General features: G+C 62.7%; 15 protein-coding genes and 1 tRNA gene. 5 read left to right on the forward strand and 11 right to left on the reverse strand.

Features of this window, described 5'->3' with window-relative positions; genetic code table 11:
• Positions 1–69 precede the first annotated feature (69 nt).
• The 3 genes from mmsB to chvE form a co-directional block, all read right to left on the reverse strand.
• On the reverse strand, positions 70–1,362 hold the full coding sequence (gene mmsB, locus NKH03_RS06350; protein WP_352870210.1) for a multiple monosaccharide ABC transporter permease: 1,293 nt from the start codon (positions 1,360–1,362) through the stop codon (positions 70–72).
• On the reverse strand, positions 1,359–2,891 hold the full coding sequence (gene mmsA, locus NKH03_RS06355; protein WP_352967661.1) for a multiple monosaccharide ABC transporter ATP-binding protein: 1,533 nt from the start codon (positions 2,889–2,891) through the stop codon (positions 1,359–1,361). The genes mmsB and mmsA overlap by 4 nt, the downstream gene beginning before the upstream one ends.
• Before the next feature lie 122 nt (positions 2,892–3,013).
• Positions 3,014–4,084, reverse strand: coding sequence for a multiple monosaccharide ABC transporter substrate-binding protein (gene chvE / locus NKH03_RS06360; RefSeq protein ID WP_142868326.1), 1,071 nt, complete (start codon positions 4,082–4,084; stop codon positions 3,014–3,016).
• Between the two features lie 312 nt (positions 4,085–4,396).
• Here chvE and NKH03_RS06365 point away from each other — a divergent pair, with 312 nt between their 5' ends.
• Positions 4,397–5,386, forward strand: a complete 990-nt coding sequence (locus tag NKH03_RS06365; RefSeq protein WP_352870212.1) for a LysR family transcriptional regulator — start codon at positions 4,397–4,399, stop codon at positions 5,384–5,386.
• Positions 5,387–5,390: 4 nt separating this feature from the next.
• Here NKH03_RS06365 and NKH03_RS06370 read toward each other — a convergent pair.
• From NKH03_RS06370 to NKH03_RS06385, 4 genes are all read right to left on the reverse strand, one after another.
• Positions 5,391–5,464: transfer RNA gene (locus NKH03_RS06370), tRNA-Gly, on the reverse strand.
• Between the two features lie 440 nt (positions 5,465–5,904).
• Positions 5,905–7,395, reverse strand: a complete 1,491-nt coding sequence (locus NKH03_RS06375; RefSeq protein WP_352967662.1) for a hypothetical protein — start codon at positions 7,393–7,395, stop codon at positions 5,905–5,907.
• Positions 7,392–7,811 (reverse strand): GtrA family protein, encoded by a 420-nt coding sequence (locus NKH03_RS06380; RefSeq protein WP_352871397.1) that lies wholly within the window; start codon positions 7,809–7,811, stop codon positions 7,392–7,394. Before NKH03_RS06380 ends, NKH03_RS06375 begins: the two co-directional genes overlap by 4 nt.
• Before the next feature lie 74 nt (positions 7,812–7,885).
• Complete coding sequence (locus NKH03_RS06385; protein WP_352967686.1) at positions 7,886–8,875, reverse strand: glycosyltransferase family 2 protein; 990 nt, start codon at positions 8,873–8,875, stop codon at positions 7,886–7,888.
• A 271-nt stretch (positions 8,876–9,146) separates the two neighbouring features.
• Here NKH03_RS06385 and NKH03_RS06390 point away from each other — a divergent pair, with 271 nt between their 5' ends.
• The gene (locus tag NKH03_RS06390; protein WP_352967663.1) at positions 9,147–9,410 is read left to right on the forward strand and encodes a DUF6460 domain-containing protein; all 264 of its coding nucleotides are present in this window, start codon (positions 9,147–9,149) and stop codon (positions 9,408–9,410) included.
• A gap of 60 nt (positions 9,411–9,470) precedes the next feature.
• Here NKH03_RS06390 and NKH03_RS06395 read toward each other — a convergent pair whose 3' ends face one another.
• On the reverse strand, positions 9,471–10,373 hold the full coding sequence (locus NKH03_RS06395) for a histone deacetylase family protein (protein WP_352967665.1): 903 nt from the start codon (positions 10,371–10,373) through the stop codon (positions 9,471–9,473).
• Positions 10,374–10,505: 132 nt separating this feature from the next.
• On the opposite strand from NKH03_RS06395, the gene NKH03_RS06400 reads away from it, so the two are divergent.
• On the forward strand, positions 10,506–11,861 hold the full coding sequence (locus NKH03_RS06400; RefSeq protein ID WP_352967666.1) for an MATE family efflux transporter: 1,356 nt from the start codon (positions 10,506–10,508) through the stop codon (positions 11,859–11,861).
• Here the strand turns inward: NKH03_RS06400 and NKH03_RS06405 are convergent.
• Positions 11,854–12,933, reverse strand: coding sequence for a quinone-dependent dihydroorotate dehydrogenase (locus NKH03_RS06405; RefSeq protein WP_352967667.1), 1,080 nt, complete (start codon positions 12,931–12,933; stop codon positions 11,854–11,856). The two genes, NKH03_RS06400 and NKH03_RS06405, sit on opposite strands and share 8 nt — an antisense overlap.
• Positions 12,930–13,280 (reverse strand): DUF952 domain-containing protein, encoded by a 351-nt coding sequence (locus NKH03_RS06410; protein ID WP_352967668.1) that lies wholly within the window; start codon positions 13,278–13,280, stop codon positions 12,930–12,932. The genes NKH03_RS06405 and NKH03_RS06410 overlap by 4 nt, the downstream gene beginning before the upstream one ends.
• A gap of 107 nt (positions 13,281–13,387) precedes the next feature.
• On the opposite strand from NKH03_RS06410, the gene NKH03_RS06415 reads away from it, so the two are divergent.
• The gene (locus NKH03_RS06415) at positions 13,388–13,810 is read left to right on the forward strand and encodes a hypothetical protein (protein WP_352967669.1); all 423 of its coding nucleotides are present in this window, start codon (positions 13,388–13,390) and stop codon (positions 13,808–13,810) included.
• A 126-nt stretch (positions 13,811–13,936) separates the two neighbouring features.
• Positions 13,937–14,596 carry a response regulator transcription factor gene (locus NKH03_RS06420; protein ID WP_352967670.1) on the forward strand — a complete coding sequence of 220 codons (660 nt, stop codon included), beginning with the start codon at positions 13,937–13,939 and terminating at the stop codon, positions 14,594–14,596.
• Positions 14,597–14,806: 210 nt separating this feature from the next.
• On the opposite strand, the gene NKH03_RS06425 is transcribed toward NKH03_RS06420, so the two are convergent.
• Positions 14,807–15,102: transposase (locus NKH03_RS06425; RefSeq protein ID WP_352967671.1), on the reverse strand; the 296-nt coding region annotated here is incomplete at its 5' end.

Here is a 15,102-nt window from a genome sequence, read left to right on the forward strand (position 1 = left end):
GACGCCGGCGGGTTGCCGGCAGCATCGCGATCTAGACCCGTATGCTTTCCTCGTTGCCTCGCTGGCCCGTCAAACCTTGTTCTTGTTGTAGACGTCGAAGATCACGGCGCCGAGCAGCACCAGGCCTTTGACGACCTGCTGCCAGTCGACATTGACGCCCATGATCGACATGCCGTTGTTCATCACGCCCATGATGAAGCCGCCGACCACCGCGCCGATGACCTGACCGACGCCGCCCATCGCCGAGGCGCCGCCGATGAAGACGGCGGCAATCACATCGAGTTCGCTACCGAGGCCGGCAGCCGGCACCGCCTGTCCCAGCCGCGCCGCGATGATCAGGCCGCCAAGTGCCGACAGCACGCCCATATTGACGAACACCATCAGCGTCAGCCGTTCTGTCTTGATGCCTGACAGCTGCGCGGCCTTGGCGTTGCCGCCCATCGCATAGATGCGGCGGCCGATGGTCATGCGCTTGGTGACGAAGACGAACAGCGAGATCAGCACGCCCATGACGAGCAGCACCACCGGCAGGCCCCTGTAGCTGGCGAACTGGTAGACCAGGAACAGCGCCAGCGCGCTACCCACCAGCGTCTTGATGACGAACAGGGGAAAGGGCTCGGCCTCATAGCCATGGCGTTCGCGTTTGCGTCGTGTCCTCAGCCCGAAATAGGCGTAGGCCAGCACAGCGATCAGGCCCAGCACGATCGTCGTCATGTGCAGCGTCAGGCCGCTGCCGATAATGGTCTTGCCGGCCGCGTTCACCGTCGGCGGGATGAGCGTCAGTGGCCCGATGACATCCGGGATGAAGCCCGAGCTGAGCGCCTTGAAGCCGTCGGGAAGCGGCCCCACCGAGGATCCGCCGCCCAGCAGCGCCTGGCAGATGCCGCGGAAGATCAGCATGCCGGCCAGCGTGACGATGAAGCTCGGTATTCGATGATAGGCGATCCAGTAGCCTTGCGCCGCGCCGATCGCGCCACCCACGATGAGGCAGATGATCGACACCACAAGCGGATTGCTGAACGGGCCGAGCGGCCAGATGACCATCATCATCGCCGCCAGTGCGCCGATGAAGCCGGCGACCGACCCGACGCTGAGATCGATATGGCCGGAGACGATCACCAGCAGCATGCCCAGCGCCATCACGATGATGAACGAGTTCTGCTGCACCAGATTGCTCAGGTTCACCGGTTTGAACAGCGTTCCGGAGGTGGTGAACTGGAAGAACACCATGATGGCGATCAGCGCCAGTATCAGGCCGTATTCGCGCAGGTTCGTCGTCAGCGCCGAGACGGCGATACGTGGACGCTGCGGCACGTCTTCGGCGACTTTGCTCTGCGGGGCGGGGGCGCTTTCGGTGCTCATGCTGCTTTTCCTTCTCCCCGGACGATGGCGCGCATTATTTTTTCCTGGCTGGCGTCCGCCGCGGGCATTTCGCCGACAATGCGGCCTTCGTTCATGACGTAGATGCGGTCGCTGATGCCGAGCAGTTCTGGCATTTCCGACGAGATGACCACGATCGCCTTACCTTCGGCGGCGAGGCGGGCGATGATCGTGTAGATTTCGTATTTGGCGCCAACGTCGATGCCGCGCGTCGGCTCGTCGAGAATCAGCACGTCCGGGTCGGCGAACAGCCATTTCGACAGCACCACCTTCTGCTGGTTGCCGCCGGAAAGATTGCCGGTCATCTGATAGACACTCGAAGCGCGGATATTGGTCTTCTTGCGATAGTCGTTGGCAACGGAGAGCTCGCGCATGTCGTCGATCACGCTATGGCGCGACACGCCGCCCAGATTGGCCAGCGTGATGTTGTGCTTGATATGGTCGATGAGGTTGAGGCCGTAGGTCTTGCGGTCCTCGGTGACGTAGGCAATTCCGTGTTCGACTGCCCTGCTCACCGAGGAGACATCGATCGGCATGCCCTTGAGCAGCACCTCGCCAGTGATATGGCGGCCATAGGAGCGGCCGAACAGGCTCATCGCGAATTCGGTGCGGCCGGCGCCCATCAGTCCGGCAATGCCGACCACTTCGCCCTTGCGCACATTGATGTCGATGCCCTTGATCACCTGCCGGTCGGCATGGAGCGGGTGATAGACCGACCAGTTCCTCACTTCGAACACGACCTCGCCGATGTCAGGCTCGCGCGGCGGATAGCGGTCGTCGAGCGACCGGCCCACCATAGAGGTGATGATGCGGTCTTCCGAGATGTCCTTCTTGGCCAGTGTCTCGATGGTGCGCCCGTCGCGAATGACGGTGACCTTGTCGGCGACCCGGTTCACCTCGTTGAGCTTGTGCGAGATCAGGATCGAGGTCATGCCTTGCCGTTTGAATTCGAGCAGAAGGTCGAGCAGCGCCTGGCTGTCCTTTTCGCTGAGCGATGCCGTCGGCTCGTCGAGGATCAGCAGCTTGACTTCCTTGCTCAGCGCCTTGGCGATCTCGACCAGCTGCTGCTTGCCGACACCGATATTGGTGATCAGCGTCTTGGGGTCCTCCTTGAGGCCCACTTTCTTCAACAGGGCGCTGGTGCGCGCCTCGTTGGCATTCCAGTCGATGACGCCGTATCTGGCGTGCTCGTTGCCGAGGAAAATGTTTTCGGCGATCGACAGCATCGGCACCAGGGCAAGCTCCTGGTGGATGATGACGATGCCCTTGTGTTCGCTGTCATGGATGCCTTTGAAGTGGCATTCCTGGCCATTGAAGATGATCTGGCCGTCATAGGTGCCTGTGGGATAGACACCCGACAGCACCTTCATCAGCGTCGACTTGCCGGCGCCGTTCTCGCCGACCACGGCATGGATCTCGCCTTCCTCGACGCTGAGGTTGACGTTCGACAGCGCCTTCACGCCGGGGAACGTCTTGGTGATGTCGCGCATCTCCAAAATCGTCGAGACCATGGGACTACCGCTCCTTGAGAGGTCGGCAAACACTGCCGGCGAGGTCGGTAAACAATACCGGGCTCGCTGGTTAACGAAAAGGGGCCCTGCATTGCGCAGGACCCCTGATTTTGTAACCGGGGTTACTTCAGTTCGTCGGCCTTGATGTAGCCGGAGTCGACGACCAGTGCCTGGTAGTTCGACTTGTCGACATCATGCGGCGTCAAGAGGATCGAGGGGACGACCTTGACGTCGTTGTTGTAGGTCTTTTCATCAAGGCCGTCCGGCTTGCCGCCCGAGAGCACCTTGTCGACGAGCTCGACGGTGGCCTTGGCCAGTTCACGGGTGTCCTTGAACACGGTCGAGTACTGCTCGCCCGAGATGATCAGCTTGACCGAGGCGGTCTCGGCATCCTGGCCGGTCACGATCGGCCAGGGCTGTGCGTCCGTGCCGTAGCCGACGGCGCGCAGCGAGGCGGTGATGCCGCGCGACAGGCCATCATAGGGCGACAGAACGCCATCGACGCGGCTGCCGTCCGAATAGTTGGCCGACAGCAGATTGTCCATGCGCGCCTGGGCGGTGGCGGCGAGCCAGCGCAGCGTGCCGACCTTGTCCATGCCGGTCTGGCCGGACTTGATCTTGATCGAGCCGTCGTCGATCAGCGGCTGCAGAACGGAGATAGCACCGTTGTAGAAGAAGAAGGCGTTGTTGTCGTCGGGCGAGCCGCCGAACAGTTCGACGTTCCACGGCTTGGTGTTCGGGAAACGCTCCTTGAGGCCCTTGACCAGCGAATTCGCCTGGATGACGCCGACACCGAAATTGTCGAAGGTGGTGTAGTAATCGACATTGGCGGTCTTCTTGATCAGGCGGTCATAGGCGACGACGACGACGCCCGCGTCAGCGGCCTTCTGCAGCGCATCCGACAGGGTGGTGCCGTCGATCGAGGCGATGATCAGCGCCTTCGGCCCCTTGGTGATTTCGTTTTCCAGCTGGCTGAGCTGGTTGGGGATGTCGTCCTGCGCGTATTGCAGGTCGACGGTGTAGCCGAGAGCCTCGAGCTGGGACTTGACGGCGTCGCCGTCGTTGATCCAGCGCTGCGAGGTCTTGGTCGGCATCAGCACGCCGACAAGACCCTTGTCGGCTGCGTGCGCCGAGTAGGTCATGGCAGCGATGCCAAGGGCCGCGACGGCGGCCAATGTCTTGATGATCTTCACTTTTACTCTCCCTGGTTGATGGACGCGGCACCCCGGGGGTCGCGGGCCGCGCAATCGTGCAGAAGTGCCAAGGCACTGCTGCCGTCATATCGATCTCCGGTATCCTCCCATGGCCCCGAAGCGCTGATTTCAATCGATACGATTTTACTCGTCATCGACCGTCAGGTCTCGGAACGCGCAAAGGGTGTGATCCTTTGCCATAACTGTCAAATGCGATCTTTGATGGTTGCTATATCGCGTTTGGTATGTGCTATGAGGCGAAATGGACCGGCGCGACCACCGGCGGCGGTAAGGGGAAGTAAGGGAAAGGCGATGGCCGCGCTACGCAATTCTAGTTCGATTTCAAACCGTTACAGCGAAATTCCGGGCGATGGCGAAACCCTGCTGCGCAGCGGTCTCAGTCTGCGTCACATGCGCATGATCGTCGCGCTTGACGACCATGGCCGCGTCAGCGCGGCGGCCCAGGTCATGAACATTTCGCAGCCGGCGGCCTCGCGCATGATCGGCGAGATGGAGGCGGTGCTCGAGGTCAAGCTGTGTGAAAGGCTGCCGCGCGGCATCACGTTGACCCCCTATGGGAAGGCGTTGGCAAGGCGCGCGCGCTCGATCCTGCTGGAGATGCGCGAGGTCGACCGCGAGATTTCCGAGCTCAAGTCGGGCAAGGGCGGTTCGGTGTTTCTGGGTGCGGTGACGGCGCCCGCGATCGAACTGGCGGTGCCGGCAATCCGCGAAATCCGCCGCATCTATCCGCGCATCGAGATCACCATGCAGGTCGAGACCTCCAACGTGCTGGCGCGCGAGCTGATCGCCACGCGCCATGATTTCATCATCGCGCGCATCCCCGACGATCTCAATCCGCGGCTGTTCGAGTCGCGCGTCATCGGTGTCGAGAAGGCCTGCCTGATCGTGCGACGGGGCCACCCGCTCACCAAGGGCAAGGCGGTGCGGCTGGAGGACACCGCCGCCTATGACTGGGTTTTCCAGTCGGGCGGCTCGCCCTTGCGTCAGGCGATGGAGAGCAATTTCCTCAACCGCAACATCGCTTTGCCGGACCGGATCCTCAACACCAGCTCACTGCTCCTGACGCTGGTCATGGTTGCGCAGTCCGATGCCATTGCGCCGGTCTCGGTCCAGGTAGCGAAATTCATCCAGAATCCGGATGGGCTGGCCGGCGCCATCGACGTCGTCCAGACCGAATTCGACATCGAGGTCAGGCCCTACAGCCTGATCACGGTCAGGAACCGCGTGCTGTCGCCGGCCGCCAAGATGCTGCACGATTTCATCCTGCGCGAGGTGGGATGATTGCTGGAGCGGGTAGCGGGAATCGAACCCGCGCGTTCAGCTTGGGAAGCTGACAAGCTACCATTACATCATACCCGCACGTCTCCTCGTTACCATGAGGGTTAGCCTTCGGGCAATCGCAAAGCGGTCCGTTCTCGCACGACGCGGGCGTGCGCGGATCACTGCGTACCTGCGGCCGTGAGTTGCTGTTTTGCCTTAGCGACCTTGTTGCTTGCGGCAAAACTCGGCCAGTATTTCGAGATGGCCAGCGTCGCGCCGGCGGAAGAGAAATGACCATAGTCGAAGTAGAGAAACTGCCTGGTGCCGGCATCGGCGTACGAACAGCCAGCCGCGTTAAGTGAGGTCGGGCGGAGCCCGATACGCCGTCCATACGGCGATGTCCCGCTCGTGCGAAGAATCCCGGCTCGTCGATCTCACAGGCCTGCCCCTGTGGTGCAATTTGCACTGCAAATGAGAGTCAAGCCGGATGCCAAGGTTCGAATGCTGGCGAAGCCGGTTCGCGCCGATACGCGGCAGGATCAAACGCCGGGCAGGTAGATCACCGCGTAGTCGTCCGCATAGGCACGCTTCCAGCCCAGTTGGTCGAAGAAGGGAATGCGGCTGTCGCCGGTCGACAGCAGTGCCCAGCCTATCTCGTATTTCTTCAGCCGGGCTTCGAGGAGCGGCTTGCCGTCGCTATGTCCCGTTTCGTCATCGGCTTTTGTGAAACCGCCCAGGAACAGCTGGTCCGTCCGTCCGTCGATATGGGTCTTGATCCCGTGGAAAATCAGCGTGCCGCCGAAATTGTAGGAATTCATCACGTTGCCGGACAGATGATGGCTTTCTGCGAACGCCAGCGCCCCGCTGGCCGACGTCTTCGGGCTCGGCGCGACCTGATAGACACTGCCGAGCAGGACGATCCCACCGATCGTTAAGACGGCCGCCGCACCGCAGATCGCGTGGAACCGCCTGGCGAGGAACTTTTCCAGTCCGTCGCGCTTTTCCGCCAGCCAAGCGGTGGCTGAGAGCAGCGGATATTGCTGTGCGACCTCGACCGCGATCACCAGGGGAACCAGCAGGAAGAACAGATACATGAAACGCACATGGGCGAGATAGACATGCAAGGTGAAGACGACGAACAACGCCTTGGCCCAGCCAATTCGTAACCGTGATACCAGAAGCCCGAAAAGCGCCAGCAGCATCGCGGCTTCCTGGACGGGGCTATCCGGCTGGGCGAACGCCTTCCATTCCATGATCAGCGGCACCGCCTCATTGCCGTAGGCGACGGTGAGCGTGGCCAGGATGGCTTTCACGCCGTAGGGATGCATCAGGCTGACCAGCGGGCAAAGCAAGCCGAACGCCAGCCATTTTCCCAGCAGCGCGGGTTTCGAGAGGCCCGTGCGCGCCAGCAGATCGAGACCGGCGAAAGCCGCGATGACAAAGCTCAAGGTGAAGGTGGCGTGCAGGTTCGCCCACAACACGACCAGCACAAGCGACCACCAGGGCGGCGCCCGTTCTTCCCTTGCCGCACCAAAGAGCACCGCAGTCCAGATGACGATGATCGGGAAGGTGAGGACATGCGGACGCGCCGTGAAGATCGGGTTGATCAGGAACACCGCGGCGAAGGCCAGCGTAATCGCCAGGATCGGCTTCAGCCATGCGCTGAGAAACCACCCCATCAGGAAAACCGTCAGGGATATCGAGGCGATGATCAGCGTGACCACCCCGTTCCAGCCTCCTGCCCGGTAAGCAAGAGCCAGCAGGACCTGCCCCAGCCATTCCTTGGCAATCCACGGCTGGCCGGCAAAACTGTGGGAATAAGGGTCGACCGTCGGAAATGTCCGGTTTGCCAGGAAATCCAGCCCGACCTTCACTTGCCACCAACTGTCGGGATCCTGCAGGGTGGAACCGGCCTGGGTGGCCAGTGCCGCCGCCATCGCCCCGGCCGTGAGCAGGCAAAAGATCAGCCTGTTCCGCTGTGCGTCCTCGAGTGACGGCGTGGCCAGCAAGATTGCTTTGGTCTGGTTCATGTCGCGGCTCCAGGCCATTTCGCGTTCTTTCCGGTCAAGGGATCTGGATCATCCGCGCCGCCGACGAACACGAAACGGGCCGAGCCGACATAGAAGATGACCGAGTAAAGGCAGTTTCCCGCCAGATGGACAAACGGGTTTTCGATGTAGCCGGCAGACATGGCGGTGACCACGATCCCCAGGTTAGCACCGTAGGCGACAAGGAAGGTGATCGCGTATCGCACGATCGCGCCAGGGCGAAAGCCGCCGGCACGGCTGAATGTCCATTGGCGGTTGAGGAAGAAACCGATGATGAGGCCGGCGGCATAGCCCGTCGCGTTGGAGGCGATATCGCCGAAGCCGAGCGCCAGCCCGGCCAGGATGAGCGTATATCCGAGCGCCGTGTTGAGGAGCCCGACGGCACTAAATCGCAGCATCCGCGAGAAATTAGACGGAAGAGCCGATCGCATCCTGCCCATGCCGTTCCCGCTGCGCCCGGTCGAACTCCGCCTCAAGCACCTGCCGCCCTCTTTGCCATTTCCTGCAGGCGATGGACGGGCAATTTCCCGTCCTCGGCTGCCTGGCTGCGGGAAACGATCTCGTTGACGAAGTAGAGCGGCCGCCGCTTTGTCTCCATGTACATGCGCCCGAGATACTCGCCGAAGATGCCCAGCACCATAAGCTGGACGCTGCCGAGGATCAGCATGATCGCGGCAAGGCTGGTCCAGCCGGGCAACACGTTTCCGACCGACCATTCGAACAGGGTGTAGCCGAGCACGACCAGCCCCAGAAGCCCGAACATCATTCCGAGCAGCGAGGCGAACCGCAAGGGCACGATCGAGAAGCTGGTCATCGCGTCGACCGCCAGAAGAACCATTTTCCTCAGGGGATAGTGGGTGGTGCCGGCAACGCGACGGTGCCGTTCATAGGGGAAAGCCGCCTGTTTCAGCCCGATCCAGCTCACCATGCCGCGAATGAACCTGTAGCGTTCGGGCATCGCGTTCAGATGGTCGAGCGCGCGGCGGTTCATCAGCCGGAAATCGCCGGTATTCGGGGCTATATCGACGTCGACCATCCGGCGCAGCAGGCGATAGAACATCGAGGCGGAAGCGAGCTTGAACCAGCTTTCGCCGTCGCGCGTCAGCCTCTGGCCGTAAACGACATCGAAACCTTCGTTCATCTTCGTCATCATCGCGCCGAGCAATTCAGGCGGATCCTGCAGGTCGGCATCGAGAATGAGGATGCGCTGGCCGTGACAGAACTCGAGCCCTGCGCTCAACGCGATCTGGTGGCCGTAATTGCGGGCAAGGTCGATGGCAACGACATGGTCGTCCTTTTCGGCCAGCTGGAAAATAGCCTCGCGCGTACCGTCGGTCGCGCCGTCGATGACAAGGACGATCTCGTAGGACGAACCTTGTTCCAGGCATGCGGCCGTTACCCGCCGATGCAGTTCGGCCAGCCCGGCCACCTCATTGTAGCATGGGACGACCACCGACAGCATGACGGCGCGTCGCGCGGTGTTTTTTTCCGTCTCCACCAAAAGCCTTGCTCCCGCTATTCGATTGGGAATAGCGGCAATTGGTTAGAAAACAGATAAGCCAGCGGGATCGGCCGCGGCCGCGGTCTGCCATGCACCTTGGCACTGCTTGCGGCCACGCCATGATGGAGGTGTTCGGCATCCCGCAAAACCGCCGGCTTGAAGCCGACCAGCCAAGTGCGTATGTCTGGGCCGACACCTTCGAGTCTGTGGTACCTCTATCTGGAGACGGCCCTTGTCCGCACTGACGCGCTTTCTCGGCGACTCGCCGCTCAAGGTGATCCTGAAACTGGTAGTCGTGTCGTTCCTCGTCGGCCTTGTCATGAATGCCTTCGGCTGGTCGCCGATGGATGTGTTCTACGGCATCCAGAAGGTCTTCATCGACCTGTGGAATCTGGGCTTCCACGCCATCGACCGCTTCCTGGGCTACATCCTGCTCGGCGCGGCGATCGTCGTGCCGGCCTTCATCCTTCTGAGGCTTGCCAACTACCGGAAGTAGAGCATGATCCCGAAAAGTGGGAACCGTTTTTTCGGACAAGGTCATGCTTAAAAAGGACTATCAGGGGTAGCCCGAGGCCGCCTCGAACAGGATGGCGTGGCGTGCGGCAAGCGCGGGCACGTCCGTGGAGTACCCACCACCGATGACGCCGCAGACCGGAATGCCCCGCGCGCGAAAGTGGCGGATCACCATGTCGTCGCGAGCGCGCAGGCCGTCGTCCGATAACGAGAGCCGGCCAAGCCGATCCCCGGCATGGACGTCGACGCCGGCATTGTAGAACACGATGTCCCAATGCGCCTGGGCGGACAGTTCCGGCAGGATGGCGGCGAGCCTTTCCATGTAAGCGGCGTCACCCGTGCCGTCGGGCAGCGCGACATCGAGGTCGGAGGCGACCTTGCGCACGGGGTAGTTGCGGTCGCCATGCATGGAAAAGGTGAACACGCGCGGATCGTCCGCGAGGATATCCGCCGTGCCGTCGCCCTGATGCACGTCGAGATCGACGACCAGTATGTTCCGTGCCGAGCCTTCGTCGAGCAGGACCAGCGCGGCGACGGCGACATCGTTGAAGGTGCAAAAGCCCGCGCCTTGCGCGCGCCGCGCATGATGGCTGCCGCCGGCGGTGTTGCAGGCGATGCCGTGGCGCAGGGCCAGCCGCGCCGCCAGCACCGTGCCGCCGGTGGCAAGCCGTGCGCGCAACGAGACACGCGGAGTCACCGGGAAACCGATCTCGCGTTCGATCTTTTCCGGCACGGAGCAACTGATGACTTGGTCGACATAGTGCGCCGCATGGGCAAGTCTCAGCCATGATGCCGACGCGGGTTCCGCGGTGTTGAGCGCGTTGGGCCCGGCCAGTCCGCGTGCATGCAAGGCGTCCATCAGCAGCGGGTATTTGCTCATCGGAAAGCGATGGTTGACCGCGAAGCCGGCGTCGTAGTCGGGGTGATGGACGATCTGCAGGGGCATGAACTGGATCCGGCGGGCTCGCGCCAGACCGGGAAATTCGGTTGGCCCTCGCGGCAAGAGTGATTGCGCGATGCCGGGAAAATGGGGCACACCGGCGGTTCGATCAAGCCGCAATCAGCAAGGCAGCAATCCTTGGACAAGGGTCCAACTCCAGCCGACGCCAGATCCCCAATCGCTCCCGGATTTATCGTCACCAACCGTTCCGTGCTCGCCATCGCCGTGCCGATGACGCTTGCCTATCTGACGACGCCGATGCTCGGCCTGGTCGACACGGCTGTCGTCGGCCAGTTCGGCGATGCCGCCTTGCTCGGCGGGCTGGCGGCAGGCGCGCTTATCTTCGACGTCGTCTTCACCACCTTCAATTTCCTGCGCTCCGGCACAACCGGTCTCGTCGCCCAGGCGTTCGGGCGCGGCGATGCTCTGGAGGAACAGGCGGTGTTCTGGCGCGCCGTGCTGATCGCGGTCGTCGCCGGCATCGTGCTCGCGGCACTTGCGCCGCTGGTCGCCATCGTTGGGCAGAAATTCATGGGCGCCGAACCGCGCGTCAGCGAGGCGATGGGCGTCTACATCAGGATCAGGCTGCTCGCCGCACCCTTCTCGCTGATCAATTATGCCATCCTTGGCTATGTGCTGGGACGCGGCGAGGGCGGACTCGGTTTGATGCTGCAATTGGTGCTGAACGGCATCAATATCACGCTCTGCTTCCTGCTTGGCCTAAAGCTCGGCTGGGGCGTCGCCGGCGTCGCTTGGGCGACTGTCGCCGGTGAGTTCCTTGCCATGCTGCTCGGCCTGGCGATCGTCATCCGCAGATTTCGCGCGACGCCGCCCTTGCCGCGACATCGCCTGCTCGACATGGCTGCCTTTGTGCAAATGCTGTCGCTCAACCGCGACATCATGATCCGCTCGTTCTCGCTGCTCGCCGCCTTCGCGCTGTTCACCCGGCAGGGCGCGCAGTTCGGTACGGTGACGCTGGCCGCCAACGCCGTCCTGATGAACTTCTTTCTCGTCGCCGGCTACTTCCTCGACGGCTTCGCCACCGCCGCCGAACAGCTGGCCGGCCGTGCCGTCGGCGCGCGTGCCGCCGCGCCGTTCCGGCAGGCCGTGCGGCTGACCTTGTTCTGGGGGTTTGGGCTGGCGGGTGCGGCCACTCTGGTGCTGCTGTTTGGTGGCGCCAGTCTGGTTGCCCTCGTGACGACGTCGCAGGAAGTCCGTTCGGTGGCCGACATCTACCTGCCGTGGGCAGCCTTTACCGCGCTGAGCGGTGTGCTGGCGTTCCAGATGGATGGCGTCTTCATCGGTGCGACCTGGTCGCGCGACATGCGCAACATGATGCTGCTGTCGTTCCTCGTTTTCGCGGCCGCGCTGCTGACCCTTGCGCCGGCCTTCGGCAACAATGGACTTTGGGCGGCGTTGCACGTCTTCCTGCTCGCGCGCGGCTTCAGCCTGCTGACCATCCTGCGGCTGCGAATGCGGACAGCCTTCAGCTGAGCGGCCTCATTGCCCATCGATCGAGATGGCTGTCGCGCAACTCGCGAATGGATCCGAGCCGTTCCGTGTCGGCAAAGCGCACCATCCCGGCGACAATGCGGCCCGGCAATGCCGGTCCGGCATAGATCATGCTGGTGTAGAGCTGGACGAGATCAGCACCCGCGCGGATCTTTTCCAGTGCCGTGTCGGTGGAATCGACGCCGCCGACGCCAACGATGGCGCGGTCTGGGCCAAGCAGCTCGCGCATCCTGGCCAGAACGATGGTCGAGCGATCGAACAATGGCTTGCCGGAGAGTCCGCCGGTCTCGCGCGCGGCGTTGCCGCTGCGCAGCGCCGGCCGCGAAATGGTGGTGTTGGAGACGATGACGCCGTCGATCCGCTTCTCGGTGACCTCGGCGGCGATGTCTTCCAGCTCGGCCTCGACCAGATCCGGCGCGATCTTCAGGAAGACCGGCGGCTGGGCTGTTGCGGTGGCGCGCGCGGCCATGACACGCGACAAAAGTTCGCCAAGCTGCTCGCGCGCCTGCATGTTGCGCAGGCCCGGCGTGTTGGGCGACGAGATGTTGACGGTGAGATAGCTGGCGTATTGCGCAAACCGGACGACGCCGCGCTCATAATCACCGATGCGGTCGGTGCTGTCCTTGTTGGCGCCGATGTTGACGCCGACGATGCCGCCACGCCCCTTGCGCGCGGCAAGGCGTTTTTCGGCGGCCGCGTGGCCTTCATTGTTGAAGCCCAGCCGGTTGATCACCGCATCGTCGGCCGTCAGGCGGAAGATGCGCGGCTTCGGGTTGCCGGCCTGCGGCAGCGGCGTAATCGTACCAACCTCGGCAAAGCCGAAACCCAGGCCTAGAAGTGCGTCGGGCACCTCGGCGTTCTTGTCGTAGCCCGCGGCCATGCCGAGCGGATTTGGAAACTCGAGGCCGCCGACCGTCACCTTCAGCCTGTCGTCGCGCAGCGGGCGCCCGGCCACCGGCAGACCGCATCGCAGCGCCGCGATCGACAGGCCATGCGCGGTTTCCGGATCGAAGGCGAACAGCAGCTTCTGGCCGAGCCGGTCGAGCACGCTCATTCGGACTCCAATGCCGGAAACCGATGCACGCCATCGGCGCCAATCGGCAGCGGTCGCACCCACAGCACGGCCTTGAGGTCGAGCGGACCATAAAGATGCGGAAACAGCGCGCCGCCGCGTGAAACCTCGTATTTCAAAGCAGCACCCAGGCCGGCGCCGTCGATGGCCACCAGCAGAAGGTCGGTCTGGCCGGCAAAGTGCCTTGCCGCCGTTTCCTTGACCTGCGCCGCCGTGGAGAAATGGATGAAGCCGTCGGCGACATCGATCGGCGCGCCGGTGAAGCGGCCATTTGTTTCGGCCTCGCGCCAAGGCGCCTGCGGGGTTATCTTGTAGATAATCTGAGACATGCTTGCGCTATAGTCCGAACCAGCCACGCGGGAAAGACCACGCCAAGGGTCTTCCCCATTTCCGGCGCAAACATGCGATATTTCAGGCCTTGGCCATGGAGGACAACATGCGTCTGCATCACATCTTGATCCCCGCCGCGCTCGTTTCGTTGGTCGCGGCTTCAGCGGAAGAAACCGACCGCTACCGGCTGGAAAAGTCTGACAACGGCTACGTGCGCATGGATACGCAGACCGGCGCCATGTCGATTTGCGAGGAGCGCTCCGGCCAGCTCGTCTGCAAGATGGCGGCCGACGAACGCGCCGCTTTACAGGACGAGGTCGACCGCTTGCAAGCCTCGATGAAGGCGATGGACGAGCGCGTCACCAAACTCGAGAATTCGCTCTCCGCCCGCCTCGAATCGAAATTGCCGAGCGAGGAGGATTTCAACAAGACGATGAGCTACATGGAGCGCTTCCTGCGCGGCTTCATGGGCATCGTCAAGGATATGGACAAGGACAACGGCGCCCAGCTCAACTCGCAGAAGACCTGAGCGCTCTAACAAGGGAAAACGCGGCGCGCTGGCTTTGCCGCTTGAAAACAGCGCGCAGCCCCTCATAATCGTCCAACTGGTCCCAAAAAAAGCTAAAAAACCATTGGGGGATTCGGGGAGGGACATTTGCCGTCAGGCTATTCTTTCGTCATCGCCGACGATCACCCGCTGTTTCGCGGTGCGCTGCGCGAAGCACTCGCCGGCATAGGCAATGTCGCCGCCATCCACGAGGCCGGCGATTTCGAGAGCGCCAAGGCGCTGGTCGTGGCCAACGAGGATGTCGATCTGGTGCTGCTCGACCTGTCGATGCCGGGCGCCAGCGGCCTCTCCGGCCTCATCTCGCTGCGTGGAATCCATCCGGCGGTGCCACTGGTCGTGGTGTCTGCGCACGACGATCCGGCGACCATCAGGCGGGCGCTCGATCTCGGCGCATCCGGCTTCATCTCCAAATCGGCCAGCATGGAGGAGATCCGCAGCGCCGTGCAGACGGTGCTTGCCGGCGACATTGCAGCACCCGTCGGCGTCGATCTCGGCGTCGAGCGCGATCCCGAAATATCCGACCTGATCAAGCGCCTGCAGGCGTTGACGCCGCAACAGACCCGCGTGCTCGGCATGCTGGCCGAGGGCCTGCTCAACAAGCAGATCGCCTATGAACTCGGCGTCTCCGAGGCGACGATCAAGGCGCATGTCTCCGCCATCCTGCAGAAGCTCGGCGTCGACAGCCGCACCCAGGCGGTCATCCTCCTGTCCAAGATCGGCAGCGATCCGCTGCAGCCGGCGAGCTGATCGCCACATCCCGGCGCTCACCTTTGTTCAGCTACCGGATTTGGCGATCGGGCTGCGGGCGGATGCTCGGTGTCGACTGCTCCGCACTCGCATTCCGATCCTTCCGGATCCGCTTGCAGGCTGCAGCACCCGGCTGATGGCGGCGCCAAGGCCGAGACGTGATCGCCACCAGCGGAATGCCGCGTGGTTGAATCCTAGAGCGGGATGATTTTAGGTTCGGTCATAGCCGGCCTCGAGGAAGTAATTTCGGCATTCGTTTGAAGTGACAATTTCGAGGGTTTGGCCAATAGCGTCGCAAACGGCCTCGACGGTTCGCCGTGCCGCTTTGCGCAGCCAGTGCTTGAGCTTGGCGAACAGCTTCTCGATGGGATTGAGGTCGGGTGAGTATTTGGGCAGGAAGAACAGCCTTGCGCCGGCGGACCGGATGGCACGGCGCACGGCTTTGCCTTTATGCGAGCCGAGGTTGTCCATGACGACGATGTCGCCGGGCTTGAGGGTGGGGACGA

Source organism: Mesorhizobium sp. M1406 (assembly GCF_040317555.1).
In the GTDB taxonomy this organism is placed as follows: Bacteria; Pseudomonadota; Alphaproteobacteria; order Rhizobiales; family Rhizobiaceae; genus Mesorhizobium.